We start from the raw sequence: 19,547 nt of genomic DNA, 5'->3' as shown, positions 1-19,547 counted from the left end.
GCGTCAGTCGCTCGCCGCCGAGAGCACCGCCCGGTAGCGCTCGCCAGCCTCGTCGTCGCGGTCAATGGCGCGCTCGATTCGCGGTGCGAGCCAGCCGTTCTCGATGTAGTGGTCGTGGGTCGGCAGGCGCTCGCGGAGAGGGACGCCCGCATCGTCGGCGATGGACTCCAGTTCGCGCAGCGCGGGCCACGCGTAGTCGGGGTTGATGTGGTCGTCGGTGATTGGCGACACTCCCCCGAGATCGTCGACGCCACAGTCGACGACCTCGCGGACGGGCGCGAGGTTCGGCGGGACCTGTACGGAAATCTCATCGGGGAGCGCGTAGCGGGCCATCGCAACCGCCCGGCGCAGCACCTCAACTGTGGGTGTGTGACCGCGCCAGCGCTCGTTTTCGGCCACCGGCTGGACGATGATCTCTTGGATGTGGCCGTACTCTTCGTGCAGTGCACGGATGGCGAGCAGCGACTCGGCGCGGTCGGTCCAGTCCTCGCCGATACCCACGAGGATGCCAGTAGTAAACGGAATCCCGACCTCGCCGGCCGCGCGGATGGTTTCGAGGCGCTGTTCGGGCGTCTTCTTCCGCGGTCCCGAATGAGCGTCGACGTCGGCGGTGGTTTCGAGCATGACGCCCATCGAGGCATTCACCTCCGCGAGGCGGGCCATTTTACCCCTACTGAGGTCGCCGGGGTTGCTGTGGGGGAGCAGTCCCACCTCCAAGGCGAGGTCGCACATCGCGTACAGGTAGTCGTGGATCGAGTCGTAGCCCCACGCGGCGAGTTGGTCGTGGATTTCGGTGTAGCGCGCGTCGGGCGTGTCGCCGAACGTGAACAGGGCTTCCGTACAGCCGGCGTCCGCACCGGTTTCGAGCATGTCGCGGACCTGTTCGCGGCTCATCAGCGAGGCCTCGCCGGGTGGGTCGAAGTACGTACAATACGAACAGGTGTACCGGCAGGCCGTCGTCAGCGGGACGAACACGTTGCGCGCGAAGGAGAGTTCCGGCGCGGGGTCGACGTCTCCGGGACCCACCGAGCAGAGAGAGTCGCGTTCGTCGGCAGTGTCGAGGGCGGCGAGACCGGTCATGGGAACGTCTCGTGGGCGGCGGGCAAAAGACTGTCCGGAAGCCGGTGTCGGGAGGGGACGACACCGACCGACTGCGCGCGACCCGGCTCGCGCGAACGGAACTCGGCGGTCGCCCGACAAAACGGTTGTCCCAACTTCGACCCGATTCACCGGTCTCCGGAGCGCGTGACGCCCACGCGGCCATCCTCACGAGTGAGTCGAACCCCGGCCCGGTCGAGCCACGCGCGCGCCCGCCCGTCGCCGTGGACGAGCACCTCGGCGAGGTCGGCGCGCTCGTCGATGTCGGTCCCAAGCCGAAACGAATCGACGGTTTCGACGCTCGCGCCGATGCGGTGGGCACGGTCGAGATGGTCCAGATAGGAGGTACCGTGGTAGTCGGCGCGGAAATCGGGATGGCGAGCGACGAGCGCGTTCGTCCCGCCGCCGCGACCGGGTGCGAGCACCACGTCTTCTCGACTGTCAAATAGTTTCGAGAGCGCGGCGGGCGACGCGAGCGGGAGGTCGGCCATCACGACTGCGACGGGTGAGGTCGTTTCGAGAACCGCGTTCACGGCCGCCGTCAGCGGGCGCTCGTCGACGGTCGTGGGGGCGTCGATGTCGACCGGCACCGTCGCGAGGAGTTCGGGGTCGTGACCGCTTGCGCGGAGGGCGGAGAGCACGTCGGCGAGCATCGCGCGGGCGAACTCGCGGCGCTCGGTGGGTGTCAGCAGGTCCCCGAGACGGGTTTTCGGCTGTTCGGCCGCGAAGGGCACGACGACGCGCATACCGCATCTACGCTTCGACGGACAAACCCTCAGCGGTCGGACCACTGGTCGCCGTCGTGTGCTCGTTCCCGATACGAGCGGAGACCGGCAGCGCCGAGCGCGACCGCGATGGCCCCGAGGAAGAGTCCGGAGAGGAAGGCGACGGGGTAGTCCGGTCGTTCGGCGGTGCTCTTGACGTCGCTCGCGATGGCGTTCGACAGCCCGAAACTCTCGTTTCGGTAGGCCATGACGGCGAACCCAAAGCGCTCTTCGAGGTCGTCGCTACCGTCCTCGTCGACGGCCGTCTGCGTCGCGTTGAGCGTCCGCCGCGCCGAGCGACTCTCCGGCGTGTAGTGGGCGGCCGACCAGTCGTCGATGGTGACCCGGGAGCCGTTCTGCCCGCGAGCGAGTGCGGCGAGCGCGAACTTCTCGCGCGGTCGGTAGGTGAAATTCTCGACCGGCGGCGCGGTGCCCGTCACCCGAACCGTCAGTTTACTCACGTTCTGTGCAGCACGCACGGGCGTGTCGAACGACCGACCTCGAAACGAGCGCGTGGCGAGCGTGCTGCCGTCGAGACCCGCCGCCGTGACCGTCCACGTGCCGTTACGGAGTTCGGTGTCGGCGTGGAGTCGCCACGCGGTCGGGGCTTCCGTGTAGAGGTCGTCGAGCACAAAGGTCGCCGAGACGTTCTCGCCCACGCGCGCGCCATCTGGCGTGCCGTTGGCCGTCGCCGAGACGGCTCCGGCGGGCGTGGCGACGAGCGGAAGAGCCACTAGCAGGACGGCGAGAACGGGGAGGAGGGGCGAGTCGGTCATCGGCGTGCTGTCCCGTGTCAGGGGTTGTTCAATCGAACATCGACGACGATATAAACGTTGTGTCACGGCCGCGCCGCCGGGCGAAAACGCCCGTCAGCCGCGCGTCTGACGTGTGGCTGACGGTGGCCGAAGACGGGCGTGGTCAGCGGACGTCGAGATAGGAGGCGAGCGTCGTCAGGTCCGACTCGCCCCGCCCGAACGCACCGATGTCGTTTTGCTGCACCACGTTGTCCATTTCGAGCGAGCGCGCCTGGTCCGGGCCGAAGGGAATCACCGGGAGGGGACCGACGGCGCTCATCCCGAGTTTGGTCAACCCCATCGGCACCGGCAGCACGGAGACGGGCTTGCCCTCCGCGCGATAGGCGAGTTTGGCGACGTCGGCGAGCGTCAATACTGCTGGACCGCCGAGTTCGTACGTCTCACCGGTGTGCTCGTCGTCGAGTCCATCGGCGAGCATCGGCGCGAGGTCGCCGACCCAGATGGGCTGAAAGCGCGTGCGCCCGCCACGGGGGAGGGGGGCGAGATACGGCGGCGTGACTTTCTTCGTGAAGGAGACGAACTCGCCGCCGTCGCCGAAGACGACGGAGGGCCGGAAGATCGTCCAGTCGAGGTCCGAATCTTTGACCACTCCCTCGGCACGGCCCTTCGTGCGGATGTACGCCGTTTCACCATCGGAATCCGCGCCGAGCGCGCTCATCTGGACGAACCGTTTTATACTATGTTCCTCGGCGGCCCGCACGGCGTTTTCCGTCCCATGAAGGTGGACTTCACGGTGGCTCGTTCCGCTCGGCGGTTGAAAGAGCGGCGAGAGCGCGACGAGATTGACGACCGCATCGTGACCCGCGAACGTGTCCACAATGGAGTCGTAGGCCGTCACGTCGCCGACGGCGGTCGTGACGTCCCCATCGAACACCGAGGGGTCGGGGTCACGGGAGAGTGCCGTCACGCTATGGCCGCGCTCGGCCAGTTCGTCACAGAGGTAGCGTCCGACGAAGCCGTCGCCACCGGTCACGAGGACATCCATACCCCGACTAGCCGCGCTGACGACCTAAAACTACCGTCACCGGAAGGCGAGACTTACCCGTCGGCGGGCGAACGACACGCATGCTCGTCACGATAGAGGGCATCGACGGCAGCGGCAAGACCACCGTCTGGGAGGCGCTCCGCAACTCCTACGACGGCGTGTTCACCCGCGAGCCGACCGACTCGTGGTACGGCGAGGCGGTCGCGCGCTCGATTCGCGATTCGGAAGCGGACCCGCTCGCCGAACTCTTCCTCTACACCGCCGACCACGCCGCCCACCTCGCCAATACTGTGCGCCCCGCGCTCGCCGACGGCGAACTGGTGGTCTCGGACCGCTACTCCGATTCGCGCTACGCCTATCAGGGCGCGGCGCTCGACGGCGAGATAACGCGACCGATGGAGTACATTCGTGGGGTGCATCAGCCGTGGACCATCCCTCCCGATGCGACCATCTATCTCGACGTCGACCCCGAGACCGGTGCGGCGCGAAGCGGCGCGACGAACAAGTTCGAGCAGGCCGGCTATCTCGCCGCCGTCCGGTCGAACTACGAACAACTCGTCGAGTACGAACCCGAGCGGTTCGTCAGGGTCGACGCGAGCCAGCCCCCCGAAGACGTGCTCGCGGCGGTCGAGACGGCCCTCGACCGATTGTTGGATTAGGTCTCCCGCAGCGTGTCGGGCAGTTCGACCTCGTCGGGCGTTGGCATCCAGAAGTAATCGAAGGCGACCCCGAGCGCGAACGGGAGCGCGACTGCGACGCCGACGACGGTGAGCCCACCCCCGAGGTCGGGACCGAGACCGAGCGGCCCGGTGAACAGAAGGGTGACGAGCACCTGCACGATGGGGACGAGCACGAGCACGTAGACGACGACACCCCAGCGGGTGGTGAGCTGCACGCGGAGAAGTCGGGTGAGGAGCGCGGCGACGGCGGCGTTGACGCCGACGACGACGAGCAACCCCACGATGTCGGCGACCGAGACCATACCCCGTCTACTTCCCGAACGACCTTCCGGGTGTCGAAACCGCACGGATGGCGTCGTCACAGCGTTCACCGCCCGGTCGCCGTGAGTAACGTTATTGTGGCCGCCGGTGTAGAGGGGGTATGCGATTCGTTATCGTCGGTGCCGGTCGGGTCGGACTGCGGACCGCGCGCGTGCTCGCCGAGGAGGGCCACGAGGCGACCGTCGTCGACAGCGACCCCGCGCAGTTGGAACGGCTCTGGAGCGAGCGCCTCGAAATCGTCGACGTCATTGAGGGCGACGGCAGTCGGGAGGAGGACCTGTTGGAGGCGGGCGTCGCCGAGGCGGACGCCCTCGGCGCGCTCACCGGCGACCTCACGACGAACTTCGTCGCCTGCATGGTCGCCAAGGCACACGACTGTCGCACCGTGATGCGCGCCGACGACGACTACTATCAGGAGATCTACCGGAAGTACGCCACCGAGGTCGACGAGGTGGTCTATCCAGAACGCCTCGGCGCGATCGGCGCGAAGAACGCCCTCGTCGGCGGCTCGACCCGCGCCATCGCCGATATCGCCCAGCACCTCCAACTCGTCGAGTTCACCGTCACCGAGTCCTCGCCGATGCGTGGCTACAGCCTGAGCGAACTCGAACTGCCCGGCGGCGCACAGCTACTCGCCTTCGGTAAGGAGGGCGAGGCGGTCGACCTGCCACGCGAGGACGATTCGCTCGAACGCGGCGACCGACTGGTCGCGCTCGCGGATTTCGACGTGCTCGGCGACGTGCGGCGCATCGTCGTCGGCACCATCTAAAGGGGCATCGGGCCGCGCTCGCCCTCGCCGTCGCCCTCCGTCCGAGCACTCGCGATGAGGTCGGCGACGGGCGAGTGGTACGAATAGCCCGGAACGATGCCCTCGACGTACGTTCCCTCGGCATACTCGATGAGCGCCTTCGCCGCCTCGGCTGCCCGCGTCCCGTCAGCCCGTACGAGCACCCACTCGACGCGCACCTCCTCGCCCACCTGCTTGACGGTCGGGTCGGGAACATCGATATCCCCGCGCGTCGCGCCCTCGGCGTCTTCGAGGCGGAGCGAGAGCGTCTCGAACCACCCATTCTCGAGGACGTCCTCGACCGGCTCCTCGGCGGCGGCGTCGAGCGTCGGCATCGTCACCGTCACTCGATACTCGTCGCCATCGACGGCGACGCGGCCGTCGAACGGCGTGGTCGTGAGCGCGTACTCTCCCTCACTCGATTCGTAGGCGTCGTGAGTCGCGAACGCGTCGTCGGTCATGGCTGCGTTCGGGCGCTCGCGGGCAAAAGCGCGTCGTCAGCGCTCGTCGAGAACCGAGAGGACGGCGCTGGTCACGGCCTCGAAGTCACTCATCGTCAGTCCGTCGGTGGTGACGAACACGCCGTCGCGGTCGGTCGTGATGCGCAGGAGATGGCCGTTCTCGAAGACGCGAATGGTGTGGCGATAGCCGCCGAGTTCCGAGCTTCGGTAGGCATCTCTGGTGTTCTTGAAGTCGTGCCACTCGTGGCCGATGAAGTCCATCACGTCCGCATCCCGTTCGAGGTCGCCGCGGAGGTAGAGCTGGTCGTAGTCGGTCCGGGTGAAGTAGGTCACCGACCGGAGGCGGTCGCCGGTCGCGGTCCGGGCAGCCGTCACGAGCTGGTCGGCGATACCGTCGACGAGCAGATCCGAGTCCATCACGTGAGTGCTCATGCGGAACCATGATAAACCCGTCGCCGGTGCGGGCGATGGACATGGAAAGGGCAGAGAGTGCGAGGGATGCGATTTGAACGCACGAACTCCTGAGAGAGCGGGTCTTAAGCCCGCCGCCTTTGGCCAGACTCGGCCACCCTCGCGCAGTTCAGCGTTCGCCCGCGCGCGAAAACCCGTTTCGATTCACCAGTCGACCGAGAGCGTGCCGTCGCCCGCGGGATCGGGGGCGATCTCCTCGTTCGTCCGGCGGTCGACGACGTGGATCACGCCCCGGTCCTTCTTCGCCGGGCAGACTTCGGCCGCCCGGACGTTGTCGTCGAGTTCCTCTTCGGTGATGAAATACGATGCAGGTTGGGCGATCCCCGAGGTGATGCTCATCGACCAGTTTGCGGAGACCTCGGCGCATTTGCCCGCCGCGATACACTTGTTCGCCTCGAAGACGATCTTGTAGGGTTTCTCCGATATGGGTGGGGCGTCGCGCTCGCCGATGGTGCTCGGATCGACGGGGTCGTCGGGCATAGTCGTACGAGAATCCCCCCGCGGTTTCGTCTGTCGGTTCTACTCGTGGATCTCGACCGACTCCAGAACGACCTCCTCTTGGGGCTGGTCGTTTCCGTCGGTCGGTACGGAGCCGATCTCCTCGACGACATCCATCCCGTCCGTGACGTCGCCGAACACCGCGTGGCGACCGTCGAGATGGGGCTGGGCGTCGAGCGTGATGAAGAACTGCGAGCCGTTCGTGTCGGGGCCCGAATTGGCCATCGAGAGAGTACCTTTGGAGTCGTGGCGCAGGTCGTCGTGGAACTCGTCGTCGAAGGTGTAGCCCGGGCCGCCGCGACCGCTCTCGTCGGGGTCGCCGCCCTGGATCATGAACCCCTCGATGATGCGGTGGAAGGCTACGTCGTCGTAGAGCGGTTTTTCGACCGTCTCACCGCCGTCCTCCCACTCCTGCTCGCCGGTCGCCAGCCCGACGAAGTTTTCAACTGTCCGCGGCGCGCGCTCGTCGTACAGTTCGACCTCGATGTCGCCGCGGTTGGTGTGCAGCGTCGCGTCTGTCATACCCGCACGTCGGCGGCCCGATGGAAAACCCTGCCGGCTCAGAACGCACGAAGGCCGTCCAGGACCGCTTCGGCGCTACCGTCGGCGATGGCCTCGCGCGCCATCGCGATCCCCTCGTCGAGCGAGTCGCAGTCCTCGCGGGCGTAGATGCGGAACGCGCCGTTGAGCGCGATGGCGTCGGCGAAGCGGTCTTCTCGATCGCCCGCGAGCACGGCTTCAGTGATCGCCGCCGACTCCGTCGCCACGTCGTCGACTTCCAGGTCCTCCTCGGCGAAGTTCATGCCGTACTCGTCGGTCCTGATCTCGAAATCGTCGAGTTCGCCGCCTTCACCCACGGCGACCGTCGTCGAACCGGGCCGGATGTCGTCGTAGCCCTCCATCCCCTGGAACATCACCACGCGGGGGATGTCGTAGCGCTCGCTCGCCGCGAACGTGTCGATGATGCGCTTCGCATAGGGCAGATGGTAGAAACTTCCCAGGTGGACCTCGGCGTCGGCGGGGTTGGCGAGCGTCTCGATGGTGTTGACGAACGTCCGCACGCCCATCATGTCCCGGCGTGCTTCGAGATCGGCGACGCCGGGATTGAAGTTCGGCTGGTAGTAAAAGCCAAAGCCGGTCTCGTCGATCATGTCGGCGCTCTCGGCGGGTGCGAGGTCGGTTTCGATATCCAACTCGTCGAGGACGTGTTTGTAGGCGTCCTGCTTCTGGGTGGGGACGCGATCGCCGGAGTGGGTCACGACAGGAGTGCCGGCCGCCGCGGCGACGATGCCGGCTCCGACGCCGAGTATCGCCGAGCGACCTTTCCCGTCGTAGTTCGCCCCGCAGTCGACGGGGTCGCAGTCGGGCGTGGCGAATTTCACCGATTGGTCGGCCATCACGTCGATGTACGCCGCCAGTTCCTCGGGCGTGTTGCGCTTCCAGCGATTGGCGAGCCAGAACGCCCCCAGCGTCGTATGATCGGGTTCGCCATCCAGGATGCGCTCGAAGGCTTCGGTCGCCTGCGCGCGCGTCATGTCGTCGGCGGATTTGTGTCCCGAGCCGACGACCTCGGTCATCAGCCGCTTGAGCGGCCACTCGCCGTACTGTTCGGATGCTTGAGCCATAATCCTGTTTGAGGCGGCCGGCGCAAAAGGCTCCCGCTCGCTGGCGTCGTCAATGGCCGATTCGATCCCGCGCCGTCTCAGTTGTCGGTAAGCAGCCGTCGGAGCACGTTGCCGTAGGCCGGGCGTGTGATCAGCACGCCAATGAGCACGCCGACGATGGTGATGATGGCGAACCCGCGGAGATCGCCAAGCGAGAGCAGCGCGAGCGGGCTCATCGCGATGATGGTGGTCGCGGCGGCCGCGCCGATGACCCAGAACGCCCGCCGGAACCGACTCTGGAACACTTTGCCGGTACTCACGTCGCTCTGGAGGATCTCGTCGGCGATGATCACCAGGTCGTCGACTCCCGTCCCGATGACGGCGATGAACCCCGCGATGTGCGAGAGATCGAGCGCCAGCCCGATGGTGGACGCGAAGCCGAGCAGGATGAACACCTCGGCGAGTCCCGTCAACAGCATCGGCACCGCCACCCGTGGCTCACGATACCTGACGAAGATCGACACGCTGACAGCGAGCACCGCCACGAGTCCCGTGACCAGCGAGAGACTCTTGAACCGCTGAGCAACACTCGGCAGGATGTACTGGCTCGTTCCCTCCTGGAGGTCGAGCGGCGCGGGCAGCGCACCGGCCTGCAGGTCGACCTGTAGACTCTGAGCCTCGGAGACGTTCTGTGCCGATGTCTGGTAGGCGGGGTCGTCGGTGAACTCGCCGCTGGCGAACTGCCGGGCGAGACCGGGCTGGACGCTCGCCGAGTAGACCACCTCGCCGTCACGCACGGTCAGCAGACAGTGACCGCCACCGCCCTGCCCGTAGCCACACGTCGAGTTCGCCGGGTCGTCGAAGCCGAAGCGCTGCATCTTCTGCGTGAACGGTCCGGCGGCCGCCTCGGTGAGCGTCACCGGAACGATCGGCTGACCGGTCCGTTGGTCCTGCTGGACCGGTCGAACGTCCTGAAACGACTGCTGGCTCGGCAGCACGGTCACGTTACAGGTGCTCGGGCCGTCCCCGCTCGCGTTGGCGCTCCCGTTCGCCCCGACCGGTCCCTCGCAGTAGCCCGGTGTCCGATTCCCCGCGACCGAGAAGTACGCGACCGTCTTCACTCGGCCTTGGTCCGCGACGAGCTCCCTGACCTCCGAGCGGTTCTGATTGGGGATCTCGATCTGTACGTAGCGGTCCCCGCCCGCCGAGACGGTCTGGACGGTGCCGCCGGAGAGGCCGGATTCGCTGATCTTGTTGCTCAACACCTCGACGGCGGTGTCGTAGGTCTGGTCGGTCAGGCCGTCGCGGACGTCGCTCTGCTGGACGTCGTAGCCTGACGACTGGAGCGCGCCAGCGAACGCACCCCGCGAGACGTTCTCCGAGTACACCTCGACGGTGGCGCTGCCGTTGCCGGTTCGCACCTGGACGTCGGTCGCCGAGACGTTCAGTTCGCTCGCCACCTGTCGGGTGAGGTTCCCCTCCGCCCGGGGACCGACGTCGACGTTCTCGGCGGTGAGTCCCGACAGCGGCGCGCGGATCTGCGTCCCGCCCGAGAGATCCAATCCATATTGAAGATTCGTCGGGCCGCTCGTGGCGTTCGCGCCCGTGGCGTTCGCCGCCGCGCCGCCACCGAGACCGGGCGCGAACAGTGCGATTCCGGCCGCGAGGACGAACACCACCAAGAGAATGATGCGCCAGTTGTCCCGTATCATCGCGCGACCCCCTCGAACTTGTACCAGCGAAGCAGGCTCACGTTCAGCAGGTAGGTGTTCATCAGATCGACCGCTAGCCCCATCACGAGCACGACCCCGACCTGCGAGAGGAGGGGGATGTTGAAGACGTACTTCGAGGCGACGATCGCCATTACCGCCATCGCCGACATCGAGGTGAGCGTCATCGTCACCCCCGTGCGCCGCGCGCGATAGGTACTCTCGTAGAAGTCGCCACGGCGCTTGAGCACGTGGTTGTTGAGCAGGATGTCGGAGTCGACGCTGTAGCCGATGAGCATCAGGAGGGCTGCGACGGTGCCCAAGGAGAGTTCGATCCCGAACAGATTCATCAGCGCGAGCGGCACCACGATGTCCGAAAACGCCGATAGGATGACCGCGATCGAGGGAACGAACGTGCGAAAGAGCACGAACACGAGCAGCGCCATCCCGACGAACGCCGCGAGCAGTCCCACTAGCCCGAGCTGCTGGGTATCAGACCCGAAGCTCGCGGACGTTGACTGCACGGATTGGACGTTGTAGCCGGCCGCCCGCGCGTCGGCGGCGAGCGCGTCGGTGTCCGTCGACTGGAACGTGACGATGTAGGTGTTCTCCCCGCTGGTCGGCGTGATCGATTCGGGTTCGGTGGCGAAGGCGTCGCCGACCTCCCCTTGAGGAACCTGTGCGGTGAGTTGGAGTTCGGTGCCGCCGGTGAACTCGATGCCGGGCGTCACCGGCGCGCCGGTCACGAGAAACCAGCCGCCGAGCACGGCGAGCGCGAGGACGAGCACCGCCAGCGGGATCGCGGCGAGTTGACGGTCGGTGTAGTCGGTGTAATCGACTGCCGGTACGTCGAGCGCGGCCATGCCGTGCGGTCCGGACAGCCGTTGAATAAACGTTTGTATGTCGCCCTCGCTCAACGCCGCCGCGCTGCCACCAGCATGACCGCCAGCAGCGCGCCCACCGCGACCGTGACGCCGAATCCGGGGCCGCTCGAACTCGACGTTTCGGTGGCAGTGTCGGTTCCGCCGAGTATCCGTCCCTCTCCCGACGTGTTCGTCGTTTCCACTTCGGTCGTGGCCGACGTCGCCGCTGCGGTGGCGGTCGGCGTTGCAGTCGAGGCTGCCGTTGCAGTCGGCGTCGCGGTTTCGGTCGGTGTGGGTGTCGCGGTAGCGGTTGGCGTCACGGTCGCCGTCGGTGTTGGCGTGGGGGTAGGTGTCGCCGTTTCGGTCGGGGTTGGCGTCGGTGTGGCGGTCGCTGTCGGCGTCACGGTCGCCGTCGGCGTTGGTGTCGCCGTTTCTTCGTCGGCGACGCTCCCGAACCGCGCCGGGGCGACTCGCTCGCCGTTTAGATAGATTTCGGCGTCGCCGTCGAGTTCGAGACCGGTGATTTCGCCATCGACGAGGTAGGCGTCGCCGCCACCGCCGAGCCGGCCGTCGATCCTGCCGTCGCCGATCTCGTCGACGTCCCTATCGACGGTCACGTGACGATCCTCGATCGGCGCGCCGTGGCTCTCGCCGCTGCGCTCGGCGCTCCCCTCGAAGCCGACTTCGTAGGAAACCTTGTTCTCAGGACTGCCGCCGATGATGACGAGCGATCTGGCGTCGTTCGATGATTCGTCGTCGGAGCCACCGGCCGTCCCGACGGACAGTTGGTAGCCGACGAAGCCGGCGACGCTCCCGGATTCGGCTGGGCTGACGCGGACGTAGTACGTGCCGGACTCACTGGCGACGTGATGTTGGCTCGCAATCGGCTTGTATCCGATCTCTGGTCCATAGGTCCGGTTCGATGGACCGCTTTCCATACCCACGTTCGCCCCGACCTCGCCGACTCGGTCGCCATCCGGACTGTAGAGTTCCGTCCGAATGTTCTGGGAGACTTCACCACCGGTGTTCGTCAGTTCGGCGCTGGCGGTGACGTTCTCGCCCACGTCCGCCTCGACCGCGAACCAGTCGTCTTCGCCCGCAAGGAGCGTCGCATCGTGTGAGCTACCGGGTTCGATCGCTACCGCGTTCCCGCGGTCATCGTTCGCCTCGAACCTGTCTGCCGTTCCGGTCGCAACCGCGACGCCGTATCGTGCCTCGTACTCGTCCTCGTAGCTGATCTGGAGGTAGTACGTTCCCGTCTCGGGGGCCGTCGTGCCGACCTCGACCATATTCGCCGTCCCGCCGGCCGTCCCGCTGCCGAGCTCATCGCCGTCCGGCCCGTACAGCGTGAGTGCCGGATACTCCGCCCCGACGCCACCCGTCACTCGGATGGCGTGGCCGGCCTCGGCGTCGAAGGCGAGCCAGTCCTCGTCGGTGGCGTTCACCGTGCCTTCGACGAACTGGCCCTTCTCGATCGGTGTCGCGCTCTCCCGCGTGTCGTTCGGTTCACGCTCATCCTGAACCCCGGACTGTGCCATTACCGCTGGAGCGAGCAGACTCGACACGACCACGAGCCCCGCCACGAGGACCGCGAACCGCTTCGCGTTCGTGATCCGTCCCATGATTTCGGAGTCGTTCATCGCAGCGTGTGATAGGCTTTCTGGTGCATTCGTCGGCGACGCCTTGGTCCGATTACCGCCGACGCACGGCGAAGACGGCGACAGCGACGATCACAACGAGTCCGCTCACGAGGCCGAAGCCCGGACCGCTCGACGAGGTTGTCTCGCCCTCGGTCGTCGCTCCGCCGACGATCCGCCCGTCACGGTCCGTCGGCGTCGTCGCGTCGGTTCCAGTTCCGGTCGTCGGCTCCGCTGCCGTCGGCGTCACGGTTCGGGTCACTGTTTGTGTTCCCGTCGGCAAGGGTGCGGTGCTTGACCCATCGGTGGGCGTAGCGGTTGTGGTCGTTGGCGATGGCGTGGAGGTCGGTGTTGCGGTTGGCGTCGGTGACGGTGTCGCTGTCGGCGTTGACGTGGCGGTCGGCGCTGGTGATGACGTTGCTTGATCCGAAACGCTGCCGAGCGAGGCAGGATCGACCTTCTCGCCGTTTAGATAGATTTCGGCGTCGCCGTCGAGTTCGAGACCGGTGATTTCGCCATCGACGAGGTAGGCGTCGCCGCCACCGCCGAGCCGGCCGTCGATCCTGCCGTCGCCGATCTCGTCGACGTCCCTATCGACGGTCACGTGACGATCCTCGATCGGCGCGCCGTGGCTCTCGCCGCTGCGCTCGATGCTGCCCTCATAGGCGACCCGGTAGGTGACCTTGTTTTCGGGGCTGCCGCCGACGATGACAAGGCTGCTGGCATCGTTCGGCGTACGCTCGGGAATCGGCTCGACGTTCAGCGCGTATGCGTTGGGCCGTGCCAATCCGTAGGGACCGACCCCCCGGGTCGGGCGCACCGTGACCAGATAGTTCCCGCTCTGCTCGGCAGTTCCGTCGAAGATAGTGGCGGACGTGCCGGGATCGACTGTGCTTCCGCTGATTATCGTGTCTCCGTCGGGCGTGCGCAGGTCCACCGACAGCGCACCGTAGCTCTCTCCGTCTGCGAGGGTCGCTTCAAGCGAAATCCTTTCTCCCTCTTCGACGTCGAGTGTGAAGTAATCGGTGTCGTTCAGGGTGGCCACGCTCCTGACGGTGGGACGGGCGATCCGTGTTGCGTCCGCCACTTCACCGTTCGGTTCGCGCCCCTGTTGTGCGTTCGGAGCAAGCTCCTCGGCCGCTTGCTGGAGTTCGTTCTCCGAGGGAATCGGTGCTCTCCCTAACCGACCTTCGCCCACGTTGACCGTGAGGTTGTACCCGGTGAAGCCGGTGAGCCGGGTTCCGTCGGAGGAGACACGGACGTAGTACGTTCCGGGTTCAGTAACTGCGTATCGGTCGCCAGCGCCGGCCGATGACGAGAACTGCTCGGTCGTATTTCCTCGCACGTCGATACCGTCTATCGTGGTGGAGGAGCTGCCGAATTCGCCGACCCGATTTCCGCTGGAATCGTAGATGCCCACACGGACGTTCTGCCCGAACTCAGCGCCAGTATCGTCCAAACCGACTGTCGCAAAGATGTTCTCGCCCGCATCTGCATCAACCGCGAACCAGTCCTCGTCACGGGTGTTGGTTGTGTTGCTGATCGTCCCCGGGACCGTTGTATCCGATTCGAGGGACGTCGCCTGCTTCCGGTCGTCGTTCGGCTCGAATCCGTCCGGAGCCGTGGTTGCGACCGCGAAGTTGTATAGCGTTTCGTACTCTTGGCCTCCGCTGGCCCGGACGTAGTACGTTCCGTCGGTGGGTGCTGTGACGCCGATGGTGGCGGTGTCCTCTGTTCCGCCGGTGCTGCCGCTGCCGAGCTGCTCGCCGTTCGGGCCGTACAGCGCGAGATTCGCGGATGTTATCCCCATGCCGCCAGTCACCCTGATGGCGTGGTCAGCTCGTGCATCGAACGCGAACCAGTCGTCGTCCGACTGGTTCGTACTTCCTTCGATGAACTGTCGTTTTTCTATCTTCATCGCTCCCTCCCGGTCATCGTTTGGTTCGGTCTCGTTGACCGGGTCGTACTGCGCTGCGGCCGTCGCAGAAAGTGCGCCCACTGCGACCAGACAGACCGCCACGACGAGCAGCCACGACACGACGAGTCGCCAATTCATCTCTCTCCGGGTTCCGTGCATCGTGGAATAAGTTTTCTGTTGTGGCACACTCACCGGCTCACGGCAGATACCGAACCGCCACGATTCCCCCCTCCGGGTCCGACCGGACCTCGACCCGGTTCACCCCGAGCCGGGCCGCACGCACCAGCGTCGCCTCGTCGTCGAGCACGTCCTCGACGGCCTCCGCGACGCGCTCTTCGGGTACCGTGAGCACGTGAATTTCACCGATGCCAGCGCGTTCGCGGGTCGTCAACTCACCGTCCTCCTGCGATTGCGCCAGCTCTCGCTCCTGACTCGTCGGCGGCTCCTCGCTGTATGCTGCCGAGAGCGAGCGCTGTGCATTCGTTTCGACCAGCTCCCACGCGAGCTCCATCGGTCCGGCGGGCGCGATCGTTCCCTCCACGGCGTCGCCCGCGTCGAGACCGGAGTTTTCGGCGAGCGTGTGGACCTGTTCGTCGGCCGTGTCGTGCAGGACCGCCGATTCGTCGTCGGCGTGGGTGACCAGAAACGTGCTCTGCTTTTCCATATCCACTCTTCGAGCGCGGCACGATTGGCTCTTTCAGTTCGGAGCCGCTCAGCGCAGCAATCGGTGAGTCAGGTAGATACCGACGGCGGCGAGCGCCGGAGGGACCAGTCCCCAGATTTGGGGGAGCGAATAGAGGAACTCGACCACGCCCGCGAGCGCGCCACCGACCGACTCCTGTTGGCCCGTCGGAATGGTGATCACCAGTCCCACGTAGAGCGCGGCGAAGAACAGATAGCCCGCGAGCGCGAGACCCGTGTCGTATCCCTTCTCGTCGCCGACGCGCCGGTGACGGCGCGCGACGAACAGGACCGGCGCGAGCAGCGGCCCGACGACGAACAGCCCGACGAGTACGAAAAACGCCCGCGAGAGCGTCAGCGACCCGCCACCGGCACTCGCCGTCCGGGAGACGAGCGTGACGAGCGAGAGCGCAATCAGAATCGCCACGAGCAGCGCCGCGAGTCCTCCGACGACGACGTACGCTTTGAACAGCCACGACCGGCTCGACCCGAACGCGTACGGGATCGCGCCGAACAGCCCCGAATAGGCTTCCCCGTCCTTTTCGCTCGCCCCACCCGATTCCTCGACGCTCGCCTCGGCCATACCGGTTCTGGGGGCGGTGGGCGATTAAACGCCGCGGTCGGCAACGATTTGGGGGCGGCCCCGTCAGGGGTGGTATGCGAATCGACATCGGCAACGCGCTCGCCGCCGAGGCGTCCCCGGGTGTCTCGCGCGACGCCCTCGACCGCCTCGACGAGCGAGTGGCGCGCGCCCACGAGCGCATCGAGGACGGACGACGGAGCGACGAATTCGGCTACGCCGCGCTGAGCCTCCCCGAAACGACCGACCCCGACGAGATCACCGACACGATCGCCCCCCTGAACGACGCGGCATACGTTCTCGTCGTCGGCATCGGCGGGAGCGCGCTCGGTGCGGCCACCATCGCCGAGGCGCTCGGCGATTCCCGGATTTTGACGCTCGACAACGTCGATCCCGAGCACGTCTCGGAAGTGCTCTCCTTGCTCCCGCTCGCGGAGACCGCCGTGACGGTCGTCTCGCGGTCGGGCACCACCGCGGAGACGCTGGCGAACTTCCTGGTGGTTCGTGAGGCGTTCACCGAGGCGGGCGTCGACTGGACCGACCGCACGGTGACGATAACGGGTGACTCCGGCCCGCTGCGCGAGTTGGCCGACCGCCACGACCTGCCCGCGCTCTCGGTTCCTGATGGTGTTCCAGGCCGATTTTCCGCGCTCTCCGTCGTGGGTCTCGCCCCGGCTGCCATCCGCGGCCACGACATCGGGGCGATCTTGGACGGTGGAAAGCGTGCGGCGGACCTCTCGCCGTCGCTGTTCGAGACGCCGGCCTACGCCTATGGAACCGTGGCGTACGCGCTTGACGTGCGCGGGGCGGCGGTCAACGCGATGATGCCCTACGCCGAATCGCTCGAATCGTTCGCCGAGTGGTTCGCACAGTTGTGGTCCGAGAGCCTCGGTAAGGACGGGCTGGGACAGCTCCCAACCAGAGCGCTCGGCGCGACCGACCAGCACTCACAGCTCCAGCGCTACCGTGCCGGGCCGCGAAACACGCTCGTCACGCTCGTCCGCCCGCGCGAGCGCGCTGACCGTCGAGTTCCCGAGACCGACCACGCAAACCTCGCGTATCTTGGCGACACGGGACTCGGCGAACTGCTGGACGCCGAGTTCGAAGCCACCGAGGCGAGCCTCGCCGAAGCGGGCCGCCCCTCGGTTCGGATCGAACTCGACAGAGTAGATGAGGAGGGTATCGGTGAGTTGCTCCACACGATGGAGACCGCCTGCGTGCTCGCGGGCGAGTTGTACGGCATCGAGACGTTCACCCAGCCCGCCGTCGAGTGGGGCAAGCGCGCGGCCCGGGGGCTGATCGGCGAGGGCAACGAGGAGAGCGAATCCGTCGCGGCAAAGACCAGTCTCGTCGTCGAGTAATGCGCCAAAAGCGGAGGACGTATGCCGAACCGGCGACGAACGCCTGCACGCAATGGCAGCCGAACACGTCGATGCCGGCGGGCGCGACTGGCGCGACTATCTGCTCGTGCTCTCGGTCGCGCTCGGTCTCGCCGCCGGCGGCTTTCTCGCCTCGAACCTGCTCTCGCTCCCGCTCGTCGTGCTCTTTTCGGCCACCGACCTGTCGCTCGAAAGCGCCGCCGGCTACGCGCTCTCGACGCTCGTCCAAGGTATCGCGTTCGTGCTCGTCGTCCTCGGCTACATGCGCTACGGCGACCATCTCCGGCTACTCGATATCCGATGGCCCTCGCTGTCGCAACCCCGTCGCACCCTCCGGGACGTCGGCTGGGTGGTCGGTGGCTTCGTCGTTCTCCTCGTCGCCTCGCAGGCGGTCGGTCTCGCCCTCCAGCAGTTCGGTCTCACACCCGGCACGAATCGTGTCGTCGATGCCGTCCGTTCGGACCCGACGCTCGCGCTGTATCTCGTCGTGCTCTCCTTTCTCGCCACCGGCCCGGGCGAGGAGACGCTGTTTCGCGGCGGCGTCCAGGGCGTGCTCCGGCGGGTGTTCTCGCCGGTGGGCGCGGTCGTCGGGTCGAGCGCGCTCTTCGGTCTCGCGCACGTCACGGCCATCGTCGCCGCCAGCGGCGTGGGTGGCGTCTGGGGCTACGTCGTCTCGACGTTCGTTCTCGGACTGGTCCTCGGTGCGCTCTACGAGTACACAGATAACCTTCTGATTCCGATTCTGGTCCACGGCGCGTACAACGCCGTCCTGTTCGCTCAACTGTACCTCGTCGAGACGAGCGGTTTGGGACTTCTCTCGCCGTGACTACGAGGGATTCTTTCTGGTGAGGTCGCTGCCACAGATCGGGCAGCGCTCCTTGTTCTCGTCGAAGACCCGGCCACAACCCTGACACTGGAAGTCCCAGTCGCGCTGTTCGGCGATGCCCTCGCGGGCGATGAACTCGACATGAATGTCGAGGCGTTCGGCGACGTTCTGCATCGCGTAGTCGTCGGTCACCAGTCTCGCATCGAGTTCGAAGGCCGCCGCGAGCAGTTCGATGTCGGTTTCGGAGAGTTCCTCCTTGTCGCCGCTCTCGCTCGCGGCGCGTTCGATGCGCCCGACGACGGCCTCTTCGGGTACGTGAATGTACATACCGCTCCCTTCGAGGGCGTCGTAGCGATAGGAACTCTCGCCGTCGAGTTCGTCGCCGACGGCGGGCACGGTCGCAACGTCGTCGCCGGCGTCGTACTCGTTGATGAACGCCGAGGCGTCGAGGATCTCCATCAGCGGTCGACGACGATGTGGTCTTTGACCGCCTGCACGCGGCCGATGGCGACGGCATACCGTCCATCGTCGTCGCGCTCCAGATCGACCTGTTCGGCGGTCTCGCTGCGCGGCGTGATGAGCAGGTCGCCCAATTCTCCAGTTCCGGGATCCATCGTCAGCGTCGAGAGCGTGCCCAGTTCAGTTCCATCGGAGCCGATGACGGCCTTGTCGATGAGCTTCCGTGCGAGTACGTCCGGCATACCCGCCCTACCGTGGCCGCCCATTATAAACACCACGGAGGGCGCGAGACGAAAATACCGCCGCGGCGCACCGGCGGTACCGTTTTCGTGCTGGCGTGTGGCCCGTCCGCATGAACGATACGGAGCGCGCTGCGGTGCGAGAAGCGACCCTCCAGCACGCAGAGTGCGTGCTCGCCGCTGTCGAACGGCGGTGGGGAACCGTTCCGCGCCTCGATGCGCTTCCCGTCGAGCCGCTGTTCGAGGAGGGGTCGTTCCCGCCGAGCGCCGAGGCGTTTCACGACCGTTTCTATCCCTACGCGGCCGGGGCGAGCGTGGTCGACGCCGAGGGTCGATTGCTCTGTGTCTACAGTCCGGCGCGCGACGAGTGGGAGACGCCCGGCGGCGCTGGTGAGGCGGGTGAGACGCCCGCCGAAACGGCCCGCCGCGAAACACAGGAAGAAACCGGCATCGCGTGTGAAATCACGGACGTGCTGTTCGCACAACTAATGGAACTCTCGCTCGACGCTCCCGATCGGTTGCCGATTCCGGTCGTCGGGTTCACCGCCCGTCCCGTCGGCGGCGATGAACTCGCCGAATCCGAAATCGAACGACACGGCGAGATCACTGACCTCGCGTGGTTCAGTCCCGACGAACTCCCGGCCGAACTGCGAAACTACGAGCAAAAACACGGCCATCTCGCCTCGCACCCGGCGGACGACCGAGAGCGAAATCCCCGATAGCACCGTCGGCGCGGACGTGACGACGCGCTTAACTGCTGTGACCGACTCGA

Annotated in this window: 23 protein-coding genes and 1 tRNA gene; 5 read left to right on the top strand and 19 right to left on the bottom strand. The window is 66.4% G+C overall.

Translation table 11 applies throughout. The features are described 5' to 3' along the window. Positions 1-3: 3 nt before the first annotated feature. From cofG to ACP97_RS10820, 4 genes are all read right to left on the bottom strand, one after another. Positions 4-1,080, bottom strand: a complete 1,077-nt coding sequence (gene cofG, locus ACP97_RS10835; protein WP_049997829.1) for a 7,8-didemethyl-8-hydroxy-5-deazariboflavin synthase subunit CofG — start codon at positions 1,078-1,080, stop codon at positions 4-6. A 146-nt stretch (positions 1,081-1,226) separates the two neighbouring features. Continuing rightward, the gene (gene cofC, locus ACP97_RS10830) at positions 1,227-1,844 is read right to left on the bottom strand and encodes a 2-phospho-L-lactate guanylyltransferase (RefSeq protein WP_049997828.1); all 618 of its coding nucleotides are present in this window, start codon (positions 1,842-1,844) and stop codon (positions 1,227-1,229) included. Positions 1,845-1,873: 29 nt separating this feature from the next. Next, positions 1,874-2,638 (bottom strand): hypothetical protein, encoded by a 765-nt coding sequence (locus ACP97_RS10825; protein WP_049997827.1) that lies wholly within the window; start codon positions 2,636-2,638, stop codon positions 1,874-1,876. A 142-nt stretch (positions 2,639-2,780) separates the two neighbouring features. After that, a complete protein-coding gene (locus ACP97_RS10820; protein ID WP_049997826.1) occupies positions 2,781-3,662 on the bottom strand; it encodes a complex I NDUFA9 subunit family protein in 882 nt (293 codons plus the stop codon). An 80-nt stretch (positions 3,663-3,742) separates the two neighbouring features. Between ACP97_RS10820 and tmk the strand changes: the two genes are divergently transcribed. Then, positions 3,743-4,321 (top strand): dTMP kinase, encoded by a 579-nt coding sequence (gene tmk, locus ACP97_RS10815; RefSeq protein ID WP_049997825.1) that lies wholly within the window; start codon positions 3,743-3,745, stop codon positions 4,319-4,321. Here the strand turns inward: tmk and ACP97_RS10810 are convergent. Then, the gene (locus ACP97_RS10810; RefSeq protein WP_049997824.1) at positions 4,318-4,644 is read right to left on the bottom strand and encodes a hypothetical protein; all 327 of its coding nucleotides are present in this window, start codon (positions 4,642-4,644) and stop codon (positions 4,318-4,320) included. The two genes, tmk and ACP97_RS10810, sit on opposite strands and share 4 nt — an antisense overlap. A gap of 119 nt (positions 4,645-4,763) precedes the next feature. Here ACP97_RS10810 and ACP97_RS10805 point away from each other — a divergent pair, with 119 nt between their 5' ends. Beyond that, entirely contained in the window at positions 4,764-5,432 is a 669-nt protein-coding gene (locus ACP97_RS10805) for a potassium channel family protein (RefSeq protein WP_049997823.1), read from the top strand. Here the strand turns inward: ACP97_RS10805 and ACP97_RS10800 are convergent. The 12 genes from ACP97_RS10800 to ACP97_RS10745 all read right to left on the bottom strand — a co-directional run bounded on the left by ACP97_RS10800 (position 5,429) and on the right by ACP97_RS10745 (position 15,875). After that, positions 5,429-5,911: a DUF5813 family protein gene (locus tag ACP97_RS10800; RefSeq protein ID WP_049997822.1), complete on the bottom strand. Its 483-nt coding sequence runs from the start codon at positions 5,909-5,911 to the stop codon at positions 5,429-5,431. The genes ACP97_RS10805 and ACP97_RS10800 overlap by 4 nt on opposite strands. Positions 5,912-5,947: 36 nt before the next feature. Then, complete coding sequence (locus tag ACP97_RS10795) at positions 5,948-6,328, bottom strand: DUF7522 family protein (protein WP_202593597.1); 381 nt, start codon at positions 6,326-6,328, stop codon at positions 5,948-5,950. 73 nt (positions 6,329-6,401) lie between these two features. Continuing rightward, positions 6,402-6,486, bottom strand: a tRNA-Leu gene (locus tag ACP97_RS10790). A 40-nt stretch (positions 6,487-6,526) separates the two neighbouring features. Next, entirely contained in the window at positions 6,527-6,862 is a 336-nt protein-coding gene (locus ACP97_RS10785) for a ferredoxin (RefSeq protein WP_049997820.1), read from the bottom strand. Positions 6,863-6,901: 39 nt separating this feature from the next. Continuing rightward, the gene (locus ACP97_RS10780) at positions 6,902-7,402 is read right to left on the bottom strand and encodes a peptidylprolyl isomerase (RefSeq protein ID WP_049997819.1); all 501 of its coding nucleotides are present in this window, start codon (positions 7,400-7,402) and stop codon (positions 6,902-6,904) included. A gap of 38 nt (positions 7,403-7,440) precedes the next feature. Continuing rightward, positions 7,441-8,505: an anthranilate phosphoribosyltransferase gene (locus tag ACP97_RS10775; RefSeq protein WP_049997818.1), complete on the bottom strand. Its 1,065-nt coding sequence runs from the start codon at positions 8,503-8,505 to the stop codon at positions 7,441-7,443. Positions 8,506-8,582: 77 nt separating this feature from the next. After that, positions 8,583-10,196: a preprotein translocase subunit SecD gene (locus tag ACP97_RS10770; protein ID WP_049997817.1), complete on the bottom strand. Its 1,614-nt coding sequence runs from the start codon at positions 10,194-10,196 to the stop codon at positions 8,583-8,585. Then, a complete protein-coding gene (gene secF / locus ACP97_RS10765; protein WP_049997816.1) occupies positions 10,193-11,056 on the bottom strand; it encodes a protein translocase subunit SecF in 864 nt (287 codons plus the stop codon). Before secF ends, ACP97_RS10770 begins: the two co-directional genes overlap by 4 nt. A 50-nt stretch (positions 11,057-11,106) precedes the next feature. Then, positions 11,107-12,678 (bottom strand): PGF-CTERM sorting domain-containing protein, encoded by a 1,572-nt coding sequence (locus tag ACP97_RS10760; protein ID WP_237561149.1) that lies wholly within the window; start codon positions 12,676-12,678, stop codon positions 11,107-11,109. Positions 12,679-12,748: 70 nt separating this feature from the next. Beyond that, entirely contained in the window at positions 12,749-14,749 is a 2,001-nt protein-coding gene (locus ACP97_RS10755) for a PPC domain-containing protein (protein ID WP_049997814.1), read from the bottom strand. Between the two features lie 58 nt (positions 14,750-14,807). Next, a complete protein-coding gene (locus ACP97_RS10750; RefSeq protein ID WP_154019995.1) occupies positions 14,808-15,281 on the bottom strand; it encodes a DUF5812 family protein in 474 nt (157 codons plus the stop codon). A gap of 42 nt (positions 15,282-15,323) precedes the next feature. Then, complete coding sequence (locus ACP97_RS10745) at positions 15,324-15,875, bottom strand: hypothetical protein (protein WP_049997812.1); 552 nt, start codon at positions 15,873-15,875, stop codon at positions 15,324-15,326. A 74-nt stretch (positions 15,876-15,949) separates the two neighbouring features. Between ACP97_RS10745 and ACP97_RS10740 the strand changes: the two genes are divergently transcribed. Beyond that, a complete protein-coding gene (locus ACP97_RS10740; protein ID WP_049997811.1) occupies positions 15,950-17,233 on the top strand; it encodes a hypothetical protein in 1,284 nt (427 codons plus the stop codon). A 52-nt stretch (positions 17,234-17,285) separates the two neighbouring features. After that, positions 17,286-18,077: a type II CAAX endopeptidase family protein gene (locus ACP97_RS10735; protein ID WP_049997810.1), complete on the top strand. Its 792-nt coding sequence runs from the start codon at positions 17,286-17,288 to the stop codon at positions 18,075-18,077. On the opposite strand, the gene ACP97_RS10730 is transcribed toward ACP97_RS10735, so the two are convergent. After that, positions 18,078-18,536, bottom strand: a complete 459-nt coding sequence (locus ACP97_RS10730; RefSeq protein WP_049997809.1) for an NOB1 family endonuclease — start codon at positions 18,534-18,536, stop codon at positions 18,078-18,080. It lies immediately after the preceding gene. Beyond that, positions 18,536-18,778, bottom strand: coding sequence for a PRC-barrel domain-containing protein (locus tag ACP97_RS10725; protein ID WP_049997808.1), 243 nt, complete (start codon positions 18,776-18,778; stop codon positions 18,536-18,538). The genes ACP97_RS10730 and ACP97_RS10725 overlap by 1 nt, the downstream gene beginning before the upstream one ends. Positions 18,779-18,888: 110 nt before the next feature. On the opposite strand from ACP97_RS10725, the gene ACP97_RS10720 reads away from it, so the two are divergent. Continuing rightward, a complete protein-coding gene (locus ACP97_RS10720) occupies positions 18,889-19,497 on the top strand; it encodes an NUDIX hydrolase (RefSeq protein WP_049997807.1) in 609 nt (202 codons plus the stop codon). Positions 19,498-19,547 lie beyond the last annotated feature (50 nt).

Source organism: Halococcus sediminicola (assembly GCF_000755245.1).
Classification (GTDB): domain Archaea; phylum Halobacteriota; class Halobacteria; order Halobacteriales; family Halococcaceae; genus Halococcus; species Halococcus sediminicola.
Note: the sequence above shows the minus strand (reverse complement) of the source record. Positions and strands in the feature narration are given on the sequence as shown.

Coding starts and splice junctions, on each gene's coding strand:
- cofG (WP_049997829.1), bottom strand. CDS start 1,080: ATGACCGGTCTCGCCGCCCTCGACACTGCCGACGAACGCGACTCTCTC.
- cofC (WP_049997828.1), bottom strand. CDS start 1,844: ATGCGCGTCGTCGTGCCCTTCGCGGCCGAACAGCCGAAAACCCGTCTC.
- ACP97_RS10825 (WP_049997827.1), bottom strand. CDS start 2,638: ATGACCGACTCGCCCCTCCTCCCCGTTCTCGCCGTCCTGCTAGTGGCT.
- ACP97_RS10820 (WP_049997826.1), bottom strand. CDS start 3,662: ATGGATGTCCTCGTGACCGGTGGCGACGGCTTCGTCGGACGCTACCTC.
- tmk (WP_049997825.1), top strand. CDS start 3,743: ATGCTCGTCACGATAGAGGGCATCGACGGCAGCGGCAAGACCACCGTC.
- ACP97_RS10810 (WP_049997824.1), bottom strand. CDS start 4,644: ATGGTCTCGGTCGCCGACATCGTGGGGTTGCTCGTCGTCGTCGGCGTC.
- ACP97_RS10805 (WP_049997823.1), top strand. CDS start 4,764: ATGCGATTCGTTATCGTCGGTGCCGGTCGGGTCGGACTGCGGACCGCG.
- ACP97_RS10800 (WP_049997822.1), bottom strand. CDS start 5,911: ATGACCGACGACGCGTTCGCGACTCACGACGCCTACGAATCGAGTGAG.
- ACP97_RS10795 (WP_202593597.1), bottom strand. CDS start 6,328: ATGGACTCGGATCTGCTCGTCGACGGTATCGCCGACCAGCTCGTGACG.
- ACP97_RS10785 (WP_049997820.1), bottom strand. CDS start 6,862: ATGCCCGACGACCCCGTCGATCCGAGCACCATCGGCGAGCGCGACGCC.
- ACP97_RS10780 (WP_049997819.1), bottom strand. CDS start 7,402: ATGACAGACGCGACGCTGCACACCAACCGCGGCGACATCGAGGTCGAA.
- ACP97_RS10775 (WP_049997818.1), bottom strand. CDS start 8,505: ATGGCTCAAGCATCCGAACAGTACGGCGAGTGGCCGCTCAAGCGGCTG.
- ACP97_RS10770 (WP_049997817.1), bottom strand. CDS start 10,196: ATGATACGGGACAACTGGCGCATCATTCTCTTGGTGGTGTTCGTCCTC.
- secF (WP_049997816.1), bottom strand. CDS start 11,056: ATGGCCGCGCTCGACGTACCGGCAGTCGATTACACCGACTACACCGAC.
- ACP97_RS10760 (WP_237561149.1), bottom strand. CDS start 12,678: ATGGGACGGATCACGAACGCGAAGCGGTTCGCGGTCCTCGTGGCGGGG.
- ACP97_RS10755 (WP_049997814.1), bottom strand. CDS start 14,749: ATGAATTGGCGACTCGTCGTGTCGTGGCTGCTCGTCGTGGCGGTCTGT.
- ACP97_RS10745 (WP_049997812.1), bottom strand. CDS start 15,875: ATGGCCGAGGCGAGCGTCGAGGAATCGGGTGGGGCGAGCGAAAAGGAC.
- ACP97_RS10740 (WP_049997811.1), top strand. CDS start 15,950: ATGCGAATCGACATCGGCAACGCGCTCGCCGCCGAGGCGTCCCCGGGT.
- ACP97_RS10735 (WP_049997810.1), top strand. CDS start 17,286: ATGGCAGCCGAACACGTCGATGCCGGCGGGCGCGACTGGCGCGACTAT.
- ACP97_RS10730 (WP_049997809.1), bottom strand. CDS start 18,536: ATGGAGATCCTCGACGCCTCGGCGTTCATCAACGAGTACGACGCCGGC.
- ACP97_RS10725 (WP_049997808.1), bottom strand. CDS start 18,778: ATGCCGGACGTACTCGCACGGAAGCTCATCGACAAGGCCGTCATCGGC.
- ACP97_RS10720 (WP_049997807.1), top strand. CDS start 18,889: ATGAACGATACGGAGCGCGCTGCGGTGCGAGAAGCGACCCTCCAGCAC.